At 72.8% G+C, this 14,566-nt stretch carries 14 protein-coding genes; 6 read left to right on the forward strand and 8 right to left on the reverse strand.

The genetic code is table 11. From position 1 onward, the window contains the following. The 3 genes from VGH76_RS00250 to VGH76_RS00260 all read right to left on the reverse strand — a co-directional run. Nucleotides 1-684 (reverse strand): enoyl-CoA hydratase/isomerase family protein (locus VGH76_RS00250; protein WP_331554591.1); only part of this gene is annotated, 684 nt, incomplete at its 3' end. Next, on the reverse strand, nucleotides 681-2,348 hold the full coding sequence (locus VGH76_RS00255; RefSeq protein ID WP_331554592.1) for an AMP-binding protein: 1,668 nt from the start codon (nucleotides 2,346-2,348) through the stop codon (nucleotides 681-683). The genes VGH76_RS00255 and VGH76_RS00250, both read right to left, overlap by 4 nt. A gap of 22 nt (nucleotides 2,349-2,370) precedes the next feature. Next, complete coding sequence (locus tag VGH76_RS00260; RefSeq protein ID WP_331554593.1) at nucleotides 2,371-3,309, reverse strand: LLM class flavin-dependent oxidoreductase; 939 nt, start codon at nucleotides 3,307-3,309, stop codon at nucleotides 2,371-2,373. Between the two features lie 119 nt (nucleotides 3,310-3,428). Here VGH76_RS00260 and VGH76_RS00265 point away from each other — a divergent pair, with 119 nt between their 5' ends. Next, nucleotides 3,429-4,574: an acyl-CoA dehydrogenase family protein gene (locus VGH76_RS00265; protein WP_331554594.1), complete on the forward strand. Its 1,146-nt coding sequence runs from the start codon at nucleotides 3,429-3,431 to the stop codon at nucleotides 4,572-4,574. 13 nt (nucleotides 4,575-4,587) lie between these two features. Here the strand turns inward: VGH76_RS00265 and VGH76_RS00270 are convergent, their stop codons facing one another. Both VGH76_RS00270 and VGH76_RS00275 read right to left on the reverse strand, forming a co-directional pair. Next, nucleotides 4,588-4,947, reverse strand: a complete 360-nt coding sequence (locus VGH76_RS00270) for a hypothetical protein (protein WP_331554595.1) — start codon at nucleotides 4,945-4,947, stop codon at nucleotides 4,588-4,590. A gap of 472 nt (nucleotides 4,948-5,419) precedes the next feature. Beyond that, complete coding sequence (locus VGH76_RS00275; protein WP_331554596.1) at nucleotides 5,420-6,166, reverse strand: transcriptional regulator; 747 nt, start codon at nucleotides 6,164-6,166, stop codon at nucleotides 5,420-5,422. A gap of 200 nt (nucleotides 6,167-6,366) precedes the next feature. On the opposite strand from VGH76_RS00275, the gene folE reads away from it, so the two are divergent. Genes folE through VGH76_RS00290 form a run of 3 tightly spaced genes read left to right on the forward strand, consistent with a single transcriptional unit; the run spans nucleotide 6,367 to nucleotide 9,216 of the window. Further along, the gene (gene folE, locus VGH76_RS00280) at nucleotides 6,367-7,008 is read left to right on the forward strand and encodes a GTP cyclohydrolase I FolE (protein ID WP_331554604.1); all 642 of its coding nucleotides are present in this window, start codon (nucleotides 6,367-6,369) and stop codon (nucleotides 7,006-7,008) included. 29 nt (nucleotides 7,009-7,037) lie between these two features. Next, on the forward strand, nucleotides 7,038-8,288 hold the full coding sequence (locus tag VGH76_RS00285) for an NAD(P)/FAD-dependent oxidoreductase (protein WP_331554597.1): 1,251 nt from the start codon (nucleotides 7,038-7,040) through the stop codon (nucleotides 8,286-8,288). 31 nt (nucleotides 8,289-8,319) lie between these two features. After that, nucleotides 8,320-9,216: a hypothetical protein gene (locus VGH76_RS00290; protein WP_331554598.1), complete on the forward strand. Its 897-nt coding sequence runs from the start codon at nucleotides 8,320-8,322 to the stop codon at nucleotides 9,214-9,216. Nucleotides 9,217-9,231: 15 nt separating this feature from the next. Here the strand turns inward: VGH76_RS00290 and VGH76_RS00295 are convergent, their stop codons facing one another. Further along, complete coding sequence (locus VGH76_RS00295) at nucleotides 9,232-9,798, reverse strand: GntR family transcriptional regulator (RefSeq protein ID WP_331554599.1); 567 nt, start codon at nucleotides 9,796-9,798, stop codon at nucleotides 9,232-9,234. A gap of 435 nt (nucleotides 9,799-10,233) precedes the next feature. Between VGH76_RS00295 and VGH76_RS00300 the strand changes: the two genes are divergently transcribed. Then, nucleotides 10,234-10,746, forward strand: a complete 513-nt coding sequence (locus VGH76_RS00300; RefSeq protein ID WP_331554600.1) for a hypothetical protein — start codon at nucleotides 10,234-10,236, stop codon at nucleotides 10,744-10,746. Between the two features lie 302 nt (nucleotides 10,747-11,048). On the opposite strand, the gene VGH76_RS00305 is transcribed toward VGH76_RS00300, so the two are convergent. Next, on the reverse strand, nucleotides 11,049-11,480 hold the full coding sequence (locus VGH76_RS00305) for a MarR family winged helix-turn-helix transcriptional regulator (RefSeq protein WP_331554601.1): 432 nt from the start codon (nucleotides 11,478-11,480) through the stop codon (nucleotides 11,049-11,051). Nucleotides 11,481-11,866: 386 nt separating this feature from the next. Between VGH76_RS00305 and VGH76_RS00310 the strand changes: the two genes are divergently transcribed. Continuing rightward, a complete protein-coding gene (locus tag VGH76_RS00310; RefSeq protein WP_331554602.1) occupies nucleotides 11,867-13,858 on the forward strand; it encodes a chloride channel protein in 1,992 nt (663 codons plus the stop codon). A 54-nt stretch (nucleotides 13,859-13,912) separates the two neighbouring features. Here the strand turns inward: VGH76_RS00310 and hemQ are convergent. Further along, nucleotides 13,913-14,566, reverse strand: a 654-nt coding sequence (hemQ, locus tag VGH76_RS00315; RefSeq protein WP_331554603.1) for a hydrogen peroxide-dependent heme synthase, incomplete at its 5' end; no start/stop codon positions are given.

Raw genomic sequence — 14,566 nt, forward strand, 5'->3', positions numbered from 1 at the left:
GGCCTCCCGCGCGAGCCCCTCGGCGAGCGGGCGGTCGTGCGCGTCGTCGACGCAGTGCAGCACCGCGGCGAGGGCCGACGTCGGGAGGGCCGCGAGCCGCGCCGCCCACGCGCGCGCGGCCGTCTCGGCGCCACCGGCCTCGACGAGGCGGTCGACGAGGCCGATGGCGTGGGCCTCCGCGGCGTCGACGGTGCGCGGCGTGAGCATGAGGTCCAGCGCGCGGCCACGGCCGACGAGTCGCGGCAGGCGCTGCGTCCCGCCGGCGCCGGGGATCAGGCCGAGCCGGGTCTCGGGCAGGCCGAGCCGCGCGTCCCGGCCGGCCACCCGCAGGCTCGCCGCCATCGCCAGTTCCAGGCCCCCGCCGAGGGCCTGCCCCTCGAGCACGGCGATCGAGGGGCGTCCGGCCGAAGCGATCCGCTCGATCGGGCGCCGCAGCGCCTCCAGGTAGCGCCCGAAGTCGTCCTGGTCGAACACCGCCATCGCCTTGAGGTCCGCACCCGCGACGAAGAAGCCGGGGACGTCCGACGCGATCACCAGCACGCGGGCGTCCGAGGTCTCGAAGGAGTCGAGGGCGGTCTCCAGCCCGGCGACGACCGCGGCGGAGAGGGCGTTGACGGGCGGCTGGGCGAGCCGGACGATGACGACACGCTCCTCGCGCGTCCAGGTCACCGACCCTTCGGTCACGAGGCCCCCTCAGGCACCCCGGCCGCGGCGGCCGGGGCGGCCGGGGCCGCCAGCCGCTCGCGGAGCCGGAACTTCTGGATCTTCCCGGTGAGGGTGCGGGGCAGGGCGTCGACGAGCTCCAGGCGCTCCGGGCGGTACTGCGCCGCCACCCCGCGCCCGTCGAGGAACTCCCCGAGGCCCTCGAGCGTCGGCGCCGCGCCCTCGCGGGGGACGACGAACGCGCACGCCCGCTCCCCCAGTCGCTCGTCGGGCATCGCCACGATCGCCACCTCGGCGACGTCGGGGTGCGCGTAGAGCAGGTTCTCGATCTCCACGACCGGGATGTTCTCGCCGCCGCGGATGATGATGTCCTTGCTGCGGCCGGTGATGCGCAGATAGCCGTCGGCGTCGATCCGGGCGAGGTCGCCGGTGTCGAACCACCCCTCGGCGTCGCAGCCGCGCAGGTCGGGCCGCTTGAGGTAGCCCCCGAACAGGCTGTTGGCCCGGACCTGCAGCGAGCCCTCGAGGTCGGGGCCCAGGACCTCGCCGTCGAGCCCGATCACGCGCAGCTCGACATCGGGCAGGGGCGAGCCGTCGGTCTCGAACACCCGCTCGTCGGGGTCGTCGGGGCCGGTGGCCGTCACCGCGCCCATCTCGCTCATCCCCCACCCCGACCCGATGCGGGCGTCCATCGCGACGGTGGCGCGCCGCACCAGGTCGCGCGGGACCGGGGCGCCGGCGCAGAGGAAGACCCGGAAGCTCGCGAAGGCCGCCGGCTGCGCCTCGGCCTGCCGGGTCAGGTCGGCCAGGAACGGCGTCGAGGCCATCGTGAAGGCGACGCCCTCGGCGCGGATGATCTCGGTGGCGTGCTCGGGGCGCCAGACGTCCTGCAGGACCGAAGTCGCCCCGCGCAGGATCGGCATCTGGAAGCCGTACATGTAGCCGGTCTGGTGGGCCAGCGGCGAGGCCATCAGCTGGACGTCGTCAGGGGTCAGCCCGAGCCGCGCCGCGAAGTCGCGGACGTTGCACAGCGCGGTGTTGGACGTGACCATCACGCCCTTGGGCTCGCCGGTGGTCCCGGAGGTGTAGGCGAGCTGCACGACGGCGTCCGGGTCGGGCCGGCGCCGGGCGAACTCGGCTCGGTCGTCGTCGGTCGGGGCCCGGCCGGCGAGGACGTCGTCGAACTGCCCGCCGGCGGGGCGCACGGTGACGACGTGCTCGAGCGCCGGGAGCCGGGCCGCGAGGTCGTGGGCCATCGCGGCATGGTCGAAGCCGGCGAACTCCTCGGGCACCACCAGCACGACGGATTCCGCGAGCCCGAGCATGAACTCGAGCTCGCGGCGGCGGAAGATCGGCATGAGCGCGTTCGTCACCGCGCCGACACGCAGACAGGCCAGGCTCAGCACCGGCATCTGCCACCAGTTCGGGAGCTGCATCGAGACCACCTGGCCCGTGCGCACCCCCAGGTCGAGCAGCCCGGCTGCCACGCGGTCGACCTGCTCGGCGAGCTCGCGGTAGGTCAGGGCCCGGCGGGCGTCGTCGGCGTGGGTGTACCCGATGACCGCGGGCGTGTCCGGTGCGGTGGCCACGGCGTCGTCGAGGTGGTCGAGGAGGGTGCGGCCCGGCCACGACCGCCCGGCCATGTCCGCCCGGTACTCGTCGGTGAAATCGGTCGCCAGCGTCATCGGTGCCTCCCGGACCCACTCGTCAGGGCCCAGCTTCGACCAGCGCGCGGACCGAGGCCAGACGCTCGTACTGCGGCAACGGCGAGGCGGCCGCGGGCAGCAGCACGAACCCTGCCACGCCGGCCGCGCGCAGGGCGGCGAGCGCGTCCGCCACCGCCCCCTCGTCGCCCACGACGACCCACCGCTCGAGCGCGGAGAAGGGCAGGCCGTACTGACCGCGGACGAACGCCGCGGCCTCGGCCCGCGCCGCCTCCGGGTCGTCCCCGGGTCCGGTGACGTGGACGAACACCATCATGAGCACGGCCGGGGCCGGGCGGCCGGCCTCGGCCGCGAGCTCGGCCAGGCGTTGCGCGACCTCCCCGACCCGGCGCGGGGACATCCAGACGCCCAGCCACCCGTCGCCCACCCGCGCCGCGCGATGCAGGGCGGCGTCGGAGCGCCCGCCCAGGACCAGCGGCGGTGGTGCGGCGGGCACCGGCTCGAGGACCGGCGCGGAGGTCGGCAGCAGCGGTCCGGGGTGGTCCACCGGCTCCCCGCGCAGCAGCGCACCCACGATCGCGAGGGACTCGTCGAGCCGACGACCCCGCTCCCCCACCGGCACCCCCGCCGCCTCCCACTCCGCTGGGTTCTCGCCGCCGACCCCGACGCCGAGCAGCACGCGCCCCGGGGCGAGCGCGTCCACCGTCGCCACCTGCTTCGCGGTCCACACCGGGTGGCGCATCGGCATGAGCAGGACCCCCGTCCCGAGCAGCAGCCGCCGGGTGGCGGCCGCCGCCGCGCAGAGGGCCCCGAGGGCGTCCAGGACCGGCGGGTGGAACGCCAGGTGGTCGCCCACCCAGCCCGCGTCGAACCCGAGGTCCTCGGCCAGCGCCGCCCCGCGCACCAGCGGCGGCGGGCCGGTGCGGAAGGGATCGAAGCTCGGCAGCATGACCCCGAACCCCGCCTGGTCCGCCCGCGCCATCCGCGCCTCCTCCGGTGACCGCCGGCCCGGCCGTTGACGCGCGGGCCCGGCGTCGCGATCGTCGTCCCCGACCGGGGTGATCCTGGCCCACCGACCCACCCCGCGAGGCGATCTAGCCCATGGACTTCTCCCTGCGCCCCGAGCAGGAGGCCTACCTGGCGGAGCTGCGCGGCTTCGGCGAGAAAGAGCTCGCGCCGCACTACCGCGCCGACGACCTCGCCGGCGCGCTGCGCCCCGACCTCATCCCGACGATGGCCCGGATGGGCCTGACCGGCCTACGGGTCCCGGAACGCTTCGGCGGCCAGGAGGCCGACGCCGTCACGACCGGGATGGCCGCCGAGGAGATCGCCCGCCACGACTTCAACGCCTGCTACGTCCTGCTCGACTCGGCGCTGGTCTCGGACATCCTGCTCGCCGGGGCCACCGAGAAGCAGCAGGCCCGCTGGATGCCCTCGATCGCCTCCGGCGCGACCGTGCCCGCGGTCTGCCTCACCGAGCCGGGCCAGGGCTCGGACGCCGCGAACCTCGCGCTGCGCGCCGAGCCCGACGGCGACGGCTGGCGGCTGGTCGGCGAGAAGACGTCGATCTCACTGGGGATGTACACCCCGGTCGGGGTCGTGTTCGCCCGGACCGGGGGCCCGGGCGCGCGGGGCGTCTCCGCGTTCTTCGTCGACCTCACCGGGCCCCACCTGCACCGGACGCCGCTCGACGACCTCGGCAGCCGCTCGATCGGCCGCGCGAGCCTCTACTTCGACGGCGTCCGGGTCGGGCGGGAGGACATGATCGGCGCCGAGGGCGAGGGCTTCGTGGCCGTGATGCGCGGCTTCGACTACTCCCGCGCCGTGATCGGACTGATGTGCCTCGGGATCGCGTCCGCGGCCCTCGACGACGCGATGGCCTACGCCCGCGGGCGCGAGGCGTTCGGACGCCCGATCGGGACGTTCCAGGGCGTCGCGTTCCCCCTGGTCGAGTTCGCGACGCAGATCCGCGCGGCCCGGCACCTCTGCTACGAGGCGCTCGCCCTCAAGGACGCGGGGAAGGACCCGGCGGTCCCGGCGAACATGGCCAAGTGGTGGGCGCCGAAGCTCGCGGCCGACGCGGTGCACCAGGCGCTGCTGACCTTCGGGCACGCCGGGTGGTCCACCGACAACCCGGTCGGCCAACGGCTCCGCGACGTCATCGGTCTCGAGATCGGGGACGGAACCGCGCAGATCGCCAAGCTCGTCGTCGCCCGGCACCTGCTCGGGCGCAGCTCCGCCCCCTGATCGTCGTCGGGTCCTAGGCGGCCGCGTCCCGGACCCACTGGGCGGCCTGGGCCGCGGTGGCGGCCCAGGTGACGCGGTCGGCGCGCCCGGCGAGCCGCGCCACCAGAGCCAGCCGCTCCTGCGACGTCGCCCGCGCCCCGAAACCCCGTCGGGCGGCGATCATGCCGGGGTCGAGCACCAGGACCCGCTGCGCGGCGGCGACCCGCGCCTCGAGCCGGGCGTCGCTGCCGAGGGCGGCGTCCGCGCTGCGGACCTGCTCGGCCCAGCGGGCGGCCTCGCGGGCGCCGCGCTCGTCGGCGTGGGCACTGATCACGAGGGCTTCGGGGGTGGCGGGAACAGTGTCGGCTCGGGAGGCGAGCGACGGGGAGGACATGGTGCTTCCTTCGGACGAGACGCGGATCGTGGCCCTCGGCGGGCTACCGTCCACTGTTCCACCGGCCGCGGCCTCGACGGCCGTTCTCCCGATTCGTCGTGCGGCATCTCCGAGAACCAGGCCGAATGCCGGCCCGCGCAACCTCCGGGCCGCCGACGCGTCGTCGTACGGGTCGGCGTGACGGGACGCGACTAGCGTGAGGACGTGACCGTCCACGTCGACGTCAACGGTCCCGACGCCGACCCGCTGTTCCGGTACCTGCGCACGCAGGCGCCGGGCGAGACCGGCGACGAGGTCCGGTGGAACTTCACGAAGTTCCTCGTCGGCCGCGACGGCGGGGTGCTGCGCCGCTACGAGCCGACCGTGCTCCCGCAGACATCGAACCCGACCTGGAGTCCCTGCTCTCCCACGCGGGGAGCTAGTACCTGCCGGCATCGACCGGAGTGCGCGTCATCAGCCCGGCGGGTAGCGGTCACCCGGACAGTTGCACGCAGCACTGTCCCGGCTGCGGAGCCAGGGTCGCGGCGACCGACTCGACCTGAAGGCCAGCGAGCAGCCCGCTGACCAGCGCGTGGTTGAGGGTGCAGACGAGCTGCGGCGACACGGCGGCGTGCGGCTGGAAGGGGCAGTTGCACAGCGTCAGCGAGGTGGGTGTCTCACGCCGGGGCTCGAAGCCGAGCGCCGTCAACACCGCTGCAGTGGCGGTCAGGCCCCGTTCGGTCCCGAACCGACCAGGCCGCGTGCGGTCACGCTCGGCGGCGCCCAGCTCACGACCTCGGCGGCGGGCCACCGCCGCGACCATGCCCGCGTTGTCCACCGTGACCTCCTCGGGGTCCGGGGACCCGGCGGGATCGAGGGCCTCGAGGAGGATGCCGACCAGCAGGTCGGGACAGCGGGCCGGGATGGTGACCCGGACGTCGTCGTGACCGGCCCGGTAGACCTTGGGCCGCCGCCCGACCCGGCGCAGCTCCCCCGGGCCGGCGATCTCGGCCTCCAGGAGCCCGACCTCGACCAGCTTGTCGAGGTGGAACGCCGCGAGCTTCCGGGAGATGCCAACCGCGGCTGCGGCCCGGTCGCGGCTCACCGGACGGGCCGACCCGCGCACGAACTCGTACATCCGACGACGGGAGCCCTCGCCCAGCGCCGCGACGGCCGCCACCGCACGGTGTGACGGCAACGCGACGTACGACGACGGCGCCACCGTCCGTTCGGGGTCCACTCCAGCAGCGTACGACCCTCGCAGGTCTCCGAACACGGCCAAGCTGGATGGACGCAACGAGGAGCGCGCCCGCTGCCGGGGAGTCCGGGTAGGCCGCCACCTGGTGCGGCGCCCGGAGTATTGACCTGCCCGACCTAAAAGACCAAACTTCGTTTCCTAAAATGCAGGACTCGGGCCGGGAGGGCGCCGTGAGCAGTGAGATGAACGACTGCCCGTCGGCGTGGGACCCGGTCCCGGTCCTCGACCCGCGGCGGGCATTGCGGGTGGTGCCCCCCGCGGCCGACGTGGATCTCGTGGAGGCGGAACGCGCGGCAGCCCGGTTCATGCAGGCCCTGGGGCTCGACCTGAGGACGACCGGCCTGGAACGGACCCCGCAGCGCGTCGCACGGGCCTACGCGGAACTGTTCAGCGCCCGCGAGTTCGAGCTGACGACCTTCCCGAACGACGAGGGCTACGACGAGCTCGTGCTCGCGCGGCGCATCCCGGTGCGCTCGGTCTGCGAGCACCACCTGCTGCCGGTCGTCGGCGTCGCCCACGTCGGCTATCTGCCGGGCAACCGCGTCCTGGGGTTGTCGAAGCTGGCGCGGGTCGTGGAGCACTTCGCGTGCCGGCCGCAGGTCCAGGAACGCATGACCGTCCAGATCGCCGACTACCTCGCCGACCAGCTCGAGCCGAAGGGGGTCGGCGTGGTGATCGAGGCCGAGCACTCCTGCATGACGTTGCGAGGCGCCCAGGCGCGGGGCGCCGACACCGTGACCTCCGCCGTGCGCGGTGTGCTGCGCGACGACGCCCGGTCCCGCCAGGAGTTCTTCGCGCTCACCGACCGTGCCGGAGGGCACTGACGCCGAGGATCGCGGAAGGGAGTCGACCGATGGCGAACGACGACGCGGCGATGGTGATCGTCGGGGCAGGCCTGGCCGGGGCGAGGGCCGCGCAGACCCTCCGCGAGGAGGGCTTCGCCGGCAGGGTGGTGCTGGTCGGCGACGAGCAGGAGCGCCCCTACGAACGCCCGCCGCTGTCCAAGGAGTACCTGCAGGGCCACGCCGAGCGCGACAGCGTGTTCGTCCACCCCGACCACTGGTACGCCGATCACGGGATCGAGCTGCGCCTGGGGGTCCCCGCGACCGGCATCGAGCCTGCGGTCCACGAGCTCGTCCTCGGCGACGGTGACCGGGTCGGCTACGCGAGGCTGCTGCTGGCCACCGGGTCCTCCCCGCGACGCCTCCACGTGCCCGGCGCCAATCTCGACGGCGTCCACACCCTGCGCACCCTCGCCGACTGCGAGCGCATCGCGGCCGCGGTGCGGACCTCCGCGCACATCGTCGTCATCGGCGCCGGGTGGGTGGGCCTCGAGGTCGCCGCCGCCGCCCGGGCCGCCGAGGTGCCGGTCACCGTGATCGAGGCCGCGTCGCTGCCGTTGCTGCGGGTGCTGGGCCCGGAGATCGCGGAGGTGTTCGCCCGGCTGCACCGCGAGCACGGCGTCGACCTGCGCTGTGACACCGGCCTCGCCGAGGTCGTCGGCCGTGACGGGCGCGTCGCGGGTGTCCGGCTCGCCGACGGCACGGTGATCGACACCGACACCGTCGTGGTCGGCATCGGCGTTAGCCCGAACACGGAACTGGCCGAGGCGGCGGGTCTGGAGGTCGACGGCGGAGTCGTCGTCGACCAGTACCACCGCAGCTCCGATCCCGATGTCTACGCGGCCGGCGACGTCGCAAGTCTCTGGCACCCTGCCCATGGTCGGCACCTGCGCGTCGAGCACTGGGCGAACGCCCAGGACGGCGGGCCGGCCGCCGCCCGCGCCATGCTCGGTGCGGGCCCGCCCGACGACCGCCTTCCGTATTTCTTCACCGACCAGTACGACCTGGGCATGGAGTACACCGGCTACGCCGCACCCGACGGATACAACGAGGTCATCGTCCGCGGTGACCTCGCCACCCGCGAGTTCGTGGCGTTCTGGCTCTCCGGCGGCCGCGTCCTGGCCGGCATGAACGTGAACGTCTGGAACGTCACCGAGTCCGTCCAGCGGCTCATCCGCTCCGGTCAGTCCGTGGCCACCGCCCGACTCGCCGATCCCACGATCCGGCTCGACGACGTGGCGCGGGGACCGGTCCCCCGGTGACACTGCCACTGCCCACGACTCATGGAGAGGGGTGAGGAGCGTGGTGTTCCGCATCCAGCCACACGTCCGGCTTCAGGAGTGGGTCGCCGAGGAGCACGGCTTCTTCACCGCGGAGGGGCTCGACCACGAGTTCGAGGCCGCCGGCTTCGCAGGCGGGACGAGCAGCGTCGAGCGCGGGGACGAGGCTCCGCCGGAGGTCCGCAGCGGCGCCCTGGAGGACATGGCCCGAGGCCGGACGGCGGAGGTCTCGTCCGCCTGCCACTGGGCGGTCAACGCCGCCGCCAGCGAGCACCACGGCACGATGTACGGCCGCGCCTATTCCGTCTGCCCGGCGGGGATCTACGTCGCGGCCGACTCCGGCATACGCGAACCCCGTGACCTAGCCGGCGTCGAGGTCGGCGTGGGCTACCACTCCGGGAGCCACTACTCCGCGCTCCAGGGACTCGAGCCCTTCCTGCCACGCGGCGACATCCGTCTCGGGTTCGTCGGCCGGCCTTTCGACCGCGTCCGCCTCCTGCTCGACGCGTCCCTCCCGGCGGTCAACCTGTGGGGAGCCGGCGCCTACGTGCTCGAGCAGCGCGGCTTCACCAAGCTCGTCGACACCACCTTCGTCATGGGGTTCTTCCTGTCACCGGCCGCGGACCCCGACGACCTCGAGCGCTACTTCCGTGCCCTCCTACGCGCCCAGCAGGAGATCGACCTCGAACCGCAGCGCTACACCCATTACTGGGCACGGGAGACGCCCGACGACCTCGCCGGGCTGGTGGACGTCCGGCGGTTCGGCCCGGGTGAACGCATCGTGCCCCAGCCCTACACCCGCGAGATGTTCGAGCGCTCGTATGCCTGGATGCAGGATCGGGACCTGCTCGAGCCCGCAGTCGCCGCCACCGTCCGCTACGAGGACGCCGTCCTCGGTGGGAGCGGGTGACGCGCGCGGAGCTGTTCAGTCGCGCCGTTCGAGCGCTGATCGGTGGGCCACGAACGTTCTCCCCCCTGGTCCTGCGACGAGGACTCCCTGGCGCTTGAGGATGGCCACTGCACGCAGCACGGTGTCGAGCCCGACGTCGTGCTCAGCAGCGAAGTCGTGCATCGTCGGTATCCGCGAGCCCGGAGCGAGGTCGCCTCTCTCGATCTTGGACGCGATGAACGAGACCACCCGCGAGGTAGGAGACCCGACGGCGCCGTGCAACGAGGTATCGGCCCGGCCGATGAGAGCGCGGGCCTGATGAGTCACTTCGTGGACCTCCCCCACCACCGGCTCCTGCAGAGCGTCCAGGAACTGAGCCCAATGGGCTCCGCGCACGGTCACCCGCGCACCCGACGAGCCGGCGAGCAGGGCGTAGAGTTCGCACAACCCCTCGCGGTCGCACGAGGTGACACCGGCGAGGTCGATGACGAGATCGAGCTGACCGGCCAGCCTGAGTCTCGAGCAGTACACGGCGAGATTCCGGGCCTCGGACTCCGAGAGTCGTCCGGCGAGGACGATCGTGCACGGCGCGCCGGAGTCCATCGGCTGACGATCCTCTCCACATCCCCATCCGTGCGCAGTCGGCAGATGCCGGACGGCCCCCAGCCACCGGCACGCACCACAGCGCGTGATTCGACCCCGGCAGCTGCGCTCCGCAGCGCTTGCGTCGCGCAAGTCTGAACGCTGGGCGGTGATCGGGCAAGGCCTGAGGCTTCCCAGCTCCACGGTCGTGACCCTCGAGGTGCCCCACTCTCTCCGGGTGCGGCGGGCCGCGCCGGAGCGTGGACATCCGCCCACGGGATGCATCGGTTCCCAGCACGTCTGCACATCGCCCCTGATCGGAATCGACAGAAAGATTCTCCGGCTCGCCCGCCACCGGAACCGACAATGTGTGGGGATACGCTTTCCGGTAAACCGAACCTGTTCCCGTTGCCGAGGTGGCGGCCGCAAGGGTTGTCGCTGTGACAGAATACGACCGTGGAGCCGAAGCAGCAGGTACGCGACGCCGCATCCACCGCCGAGGACGACGAGCAGACGACCGTGACCGCTCTGATGACGGCCACACGGGTTCTCGTGGGGGTGGCGACCCGGGCATTGGAGCGCCTCGACGCCGAGGTGACACTGGTTGAGTTCCGGTTGTTGCTCGCGCTCGCCGAGCTGGGCCCGAGCCCGAGCGTGAAGGCGGCCGCCTGGTTGGGCGTCGCCGGCTCCTCGGTCACCCGCACCAGCGATCGTCTCCAGGAATCGGGGCACCTACGACGATCTCGAGAGCGACCGAACCGCAGCGTGGTGCGCCTGGAACTCACCGAACGCGGCGTCGACCTGGTCGAGCGCGTGGTCGCCGCACGTCGTGAAGAACTGGGCGCGATCGTGGCGCGTTTGCCGCCCGGAACCACGAACCAGGTCGCTACCTCTCTGGAGCTGCTCTTCGACGCGGCCGGCGACGTGTTCGACGAGCCCGCGGTTCCCGCTGAGCTGCGGGCGCCCTGATCCGACGGCGCTGGAGAGGCCGGCGGTGCCATCAGCGCAACAGGTCGGTGTATGCGCCAGAATGGTTCTGCTCGACGGCGCGTCACATACTCCATCGAATGCGGAGTCCGCCGAGACGAGGGCTCCGGCGAGGAACTCGACGGCGCGCCTCCGGGCGCAGCAGGCCGGTGTGCGCCAATTGGCATGGGATTGGTCCGTATCGTCCCGGACCCGGACTCCGCAACGGTACTCGGCGAGGGCGAGAAGGCTCTGCCGGGTCGGGAGAGGACGCAGGCCCGCACCGGCTGACCCCCCGGTGACGCTCACAGCGCCTGCAGCTCGATCGGAGCGGCGTCGTAGTCGGATCCCGCCGCGCCGAGGAGCGCCTCGAGGGCGACCGCGACCTGCGCCGCGGTCCCTGGGGGAAGCCCTCTCACCAGTGCGGTGAGCTCTCGGCGCCGACAGTCCTCGATCCGCTGCACCAGCCCATGGCCGCGCGCGGTCAGTTCGAGGCGCACGACGCTGCGGTTCGGCCGTTCGCGATGTCGTTCCAGGTGACCGGACTCCTCGAGGCGGTCGGCCAGCCTGGTCACCGACGAAGCGGCTGACCCCAACCGCGCGGCCACGATCGCGCTCGGGGTCGGGCCGAGTTCGGCGAGCGCCCGCAACAAGCGGAACTGAGTCAGCGAGACCTCCTCGCCGAGCTGCTCCATGGGCCGCGATGCCACCCCGACCAGGACCGGCGTGACCTTCATCAGTACCTCGACCGCCTGCGTGATCTCCGGGCCGGAGACGCCTCCACGCTGCACACGGCGATCGCGGCCGGGTGCGTTCGCCGCGTCCGGGCGCGTCCCTCTCCGGGATTCCATCGTTCTGGACTAGCAGCAAGCCTTGCTATGCGCAAGAGCGACTGCGGACGTTGTGGGGTGACGTTCGCGGAGTCGTCGAGCCACGAACCAACCCTGGCGATGTGCAACACTTGCAGTGTGCCAACTCTGATGCCGGTCGACGTGGTGCAGGGGACGAGCCGCGAGGTTGTCGGGCAGGGGCACGGGGCCGTCGAACTGCAGATCCGATGATCGCTCCGGGCCGGACGCGGCGGCGCCCCGGTGGGCTCGGTGACTTCACGCTCACGCCCCGCGTGCTGTGGATCTGTCTGTGGGCGGTGCCGATCGGGGCCCTCGGTGCGGGTGCGGCGTGGGTGCTGCTGCGGTTGATCGGTCTGATCACGCACCTGGTGTTCTACGGACGGTTCTCCACCGACCTGGTATCGCCCGGCGCCGGGGCGCACCCGTGGTGGCTGGTGCTCGTGGTGCCGGTGCTCGGCGGGCTGGTGATCGGGGTGATGGCTCGCTTCGGCTCCGAGAAGATCCGCGGGCACGGCATGCCGGAGGCCATCGAGGCGATCTTGATCGGGCGCAGCCGCGTCGAGCCGAAGGTTGCGGTGTTGAAGCCGGTCTCTGCGGCCGTGAGCATCGGTACCGGCGGCCCGTTCGGTGCCGAAGGCCCGATCATCATGACCGGTGGGGCATTGGGCTCGATCCTGGCCCAGTACCTGCACCTGAGCGCCGACGAGCGCAAGGCGCTCATGGTCTCGGGTGCCGCAGCGGGGATGGCGGCGACGTTCAACGCGCCGTTGGCCTCGGTACTGCTCGCCGTGGAACTGCTGCTCTTCGAATGGCGGCCCCGCAGCTTCCTGCCGGTGGTCACGGCCGTCGTCGTCGCCGTGCTGGTGCGCACTCCGCTCCTCGGCGGCGATCCGATCTTCGCGGTGGACACCGCCGGCTGGCACGTCGGCTCCGCCGCGGTGCTGTGGTGTGTGACGACCGGCGCCGTCGGCGGGCTGCTCGCCGTCGCCGTGACCGCGCTGGTCTATCTCTCCGAGGATGCCTTCGGTCATCTCGCGTCGCTGCCCCTACCAGGGCTGGGCCGCCGCTCGAGGGTGAGCATCCACTGGATGTGGTGGCCCGCGATCGGTGGGCTGATCATCGGGCTGGGAGGCCTGGTCGAGCCGCGCGCACTCGGGGTCGGTTACGACGTCATCGATCAGCTGCTCACCGGTCGCGCCGGGCTCGGGTTGATCGTGGGGATACTCGTGGTCAAGAGCCTGATCTGGGGGCTCTCGCTCGGGTCCGGCACCTCGGGCGGTGTGCTCGCGCCGGTGTTCATGATCGGGGCCGCGCTCGGCGCCCTCGAAGGTCAGCTCTTGCCCTCGGTGGGCGTCGGCTTCTGGGCGCTGATGGGCTTGGCAGCCGTCGTCGGCGGAGTGATGCGCTCCCCGCTGACCGGGGTCGTGTTCTCCCTCGAGCTCACCCACGCCTGGCCCTCGCTGGTTCCGCTGCTGGACACCTCGACCGCTGCGTACGCCGTTTCGGCGCTCCTGCTCAAACGCTCCGTGCTCACCGAGAAGATCGCCCGCCGCGGCTACCATCTGACGCGGGAGTACGACGTGGATCCCCTCGAGGTCCTGTTCGTCGACGAGGTCATGCACACCGCACCGACCGTGCTCTTCGCGGACCAGCCACTGCCGGTCCCGCCTGAGTTCCTCGCTTCCGTCACCCCCCGACCCGGCCGGGATCCCGAATTCCCCACCGTGGTCCCGGCCGGCCCGACGCCGGTCGCCGACGACGAGGGCGTCGTGCTGCGCCAGCGCCTGTTCCCGGTCGTCGACCCCACCGGCGGGTTGCTGGGGATCGTGAGCCGCCAGCAACTCGATCACGCCACGGGCGGGAGGGGGCAGTCGACCGTGGCCGACGTGATGAACCCGACCCCGATCACCGTCGGGCCCAACGACACCCTGCGCGTCGTACGAGCCCGGTTCGCGACCTACGGCATCACGGCCGCCCCCGTCGTGACACCGAACGCCGAGGGGCCCTCCGCCGCCGTCACCTCGATTCCACCTGCGTCCCGGTTGGTGGGGCTGATCACCGTCGAGCATCTGCTCGACGGACGGCTGCCCGACCTCGCCGAAGAACACCACCGCGCCCGAGTGCTCACTCCCACCCCCCGCCGCAAGGCGCCACAGCCCCGCAAATCCCGGGAACGGACATCTCCCGCCGAGCAGGTCGGGAAAGCGCGCGAACGCGACACCCACCGTGAGACCGCCGGAACGATCCACACGGACGGCGTCTAGGCCCCGCGGGCCGCCGTCGCGCGAGACCCACGTGGCCGCGGACCAGCAGAAGGGTCAGACCTGCAGCGCCGCCAGCGCGCCCGGCTCGACCCGCGGGCCCGTGAAGAAGGGGACCTCCACGCGGACGTGCCGGCGCGCCTCGGTGGCCCGCAGGTCACGCATGAGGTCGACGATGCGGTCGAGCTGGTCGGACTCGAACGCGAGGATCCACTCGTAGTCGCCGAGCGCGAAGGCCGGCACGGTGTTCGCCCGGACGTCGGCGTAGCCACGGGCGGCCTTGCCGTGGTCGGCGAGCATCTGGCGCCGCTCCTCGTCGGGCAGCAGGTACCAGTCCAGCGACCGGACGAACGGGTAGAGGCAGAGGTAGCCCTTGGGCTCCTCCCCTGCGATGAACGCCGGCACGTGGCTCTTGTTGAACTCCGCCGGGCGGTGCAGCGCCGTGGTCGACCACACCGGCTCCGAGGCCCGCCCCAGCGCCGTGCGCCGCAGCGCGGTGTACGCGGCCTGCAGCGACTCGACGTCGGGGGCGTGGCTCCAGACCAGCCAGTCGGCATCAGCGCGCATGCCCGCGAGGTCGTACACCCCGCGCACGATCACGCCCTTGGACTCCTGCTCGTCCACCGCCGCGGCGAACTCCTCGGCGGCCGCGCGGCGGTCGTCGGGCAGGCGCGCCTGGTCGGTGCGGAAGACCGACCACATGGCGTAGCG

Source organism: Actinomycetospora sp. (assembly GCF_036497585.1).
GTDB lineage: Bacteria > Actinomycetota > Actinomycetes > Mycobacteriales > Pseudonocardiaceae > Actinomycetospora.

Coding starts and splice junctions, on each gene's coding strand:
- VGH76_RS00255 (WP_331554592.1), bottom strand. CDS start 2,348: ATGACGCTGGCGACCGATTTCACCGACGAGTACCGGGCGGACATGGCC.
- VGH76_RS00260 (WP_331554593.1), bottom strand. CDS start 3,309: ATGGCGCGGGCGGACCAGGCGGGGTTCGGGGTCATGCTGCCGAGCTTC.
- VGH76_RS00265 (WP_331554594.1), top strand. CDS start 3,429: ATGGACTTCTCCCTGCGCCCCGAGCAGGAGGCCTACCTGGCGGAGCTG.
- VGH76_RS00270 (WP_331554595.1), bottom strand. CDS start 4,947: ATGTCCTCCCCGTCGCTCGCCTCCCGAGCCGACACTGTTCCCGCCACC.
- folE (WP_331554604.1), top strand. CDS start 6,367: ATGAACGACTGCCCGTCGGCGTGGGACCCGGTCCCGGTCCTCGACCCG.
- VGH76_RS00285 (WP_331554597.1), top strand. CDS start 7,038: ATGGCGAACGACGACGCGGCGATGGTGATCGTCGGGGCAGGCCTGGCC.
- VGH76_RS00295 (WP_331554599.1), bottom strand. CDS start 9,798: ATGGACTCCGGCGCGCCGTGCACGATCGTCCTCGCCGGACGACTCTCG.
- VGH76_RS00305 (WP_331554601.1), bottom strand. CDS start 11,480: ATGAAGGTCACGCCGGTCCTGGTCGGGGTGGCATCGCGGCCCATGGAG.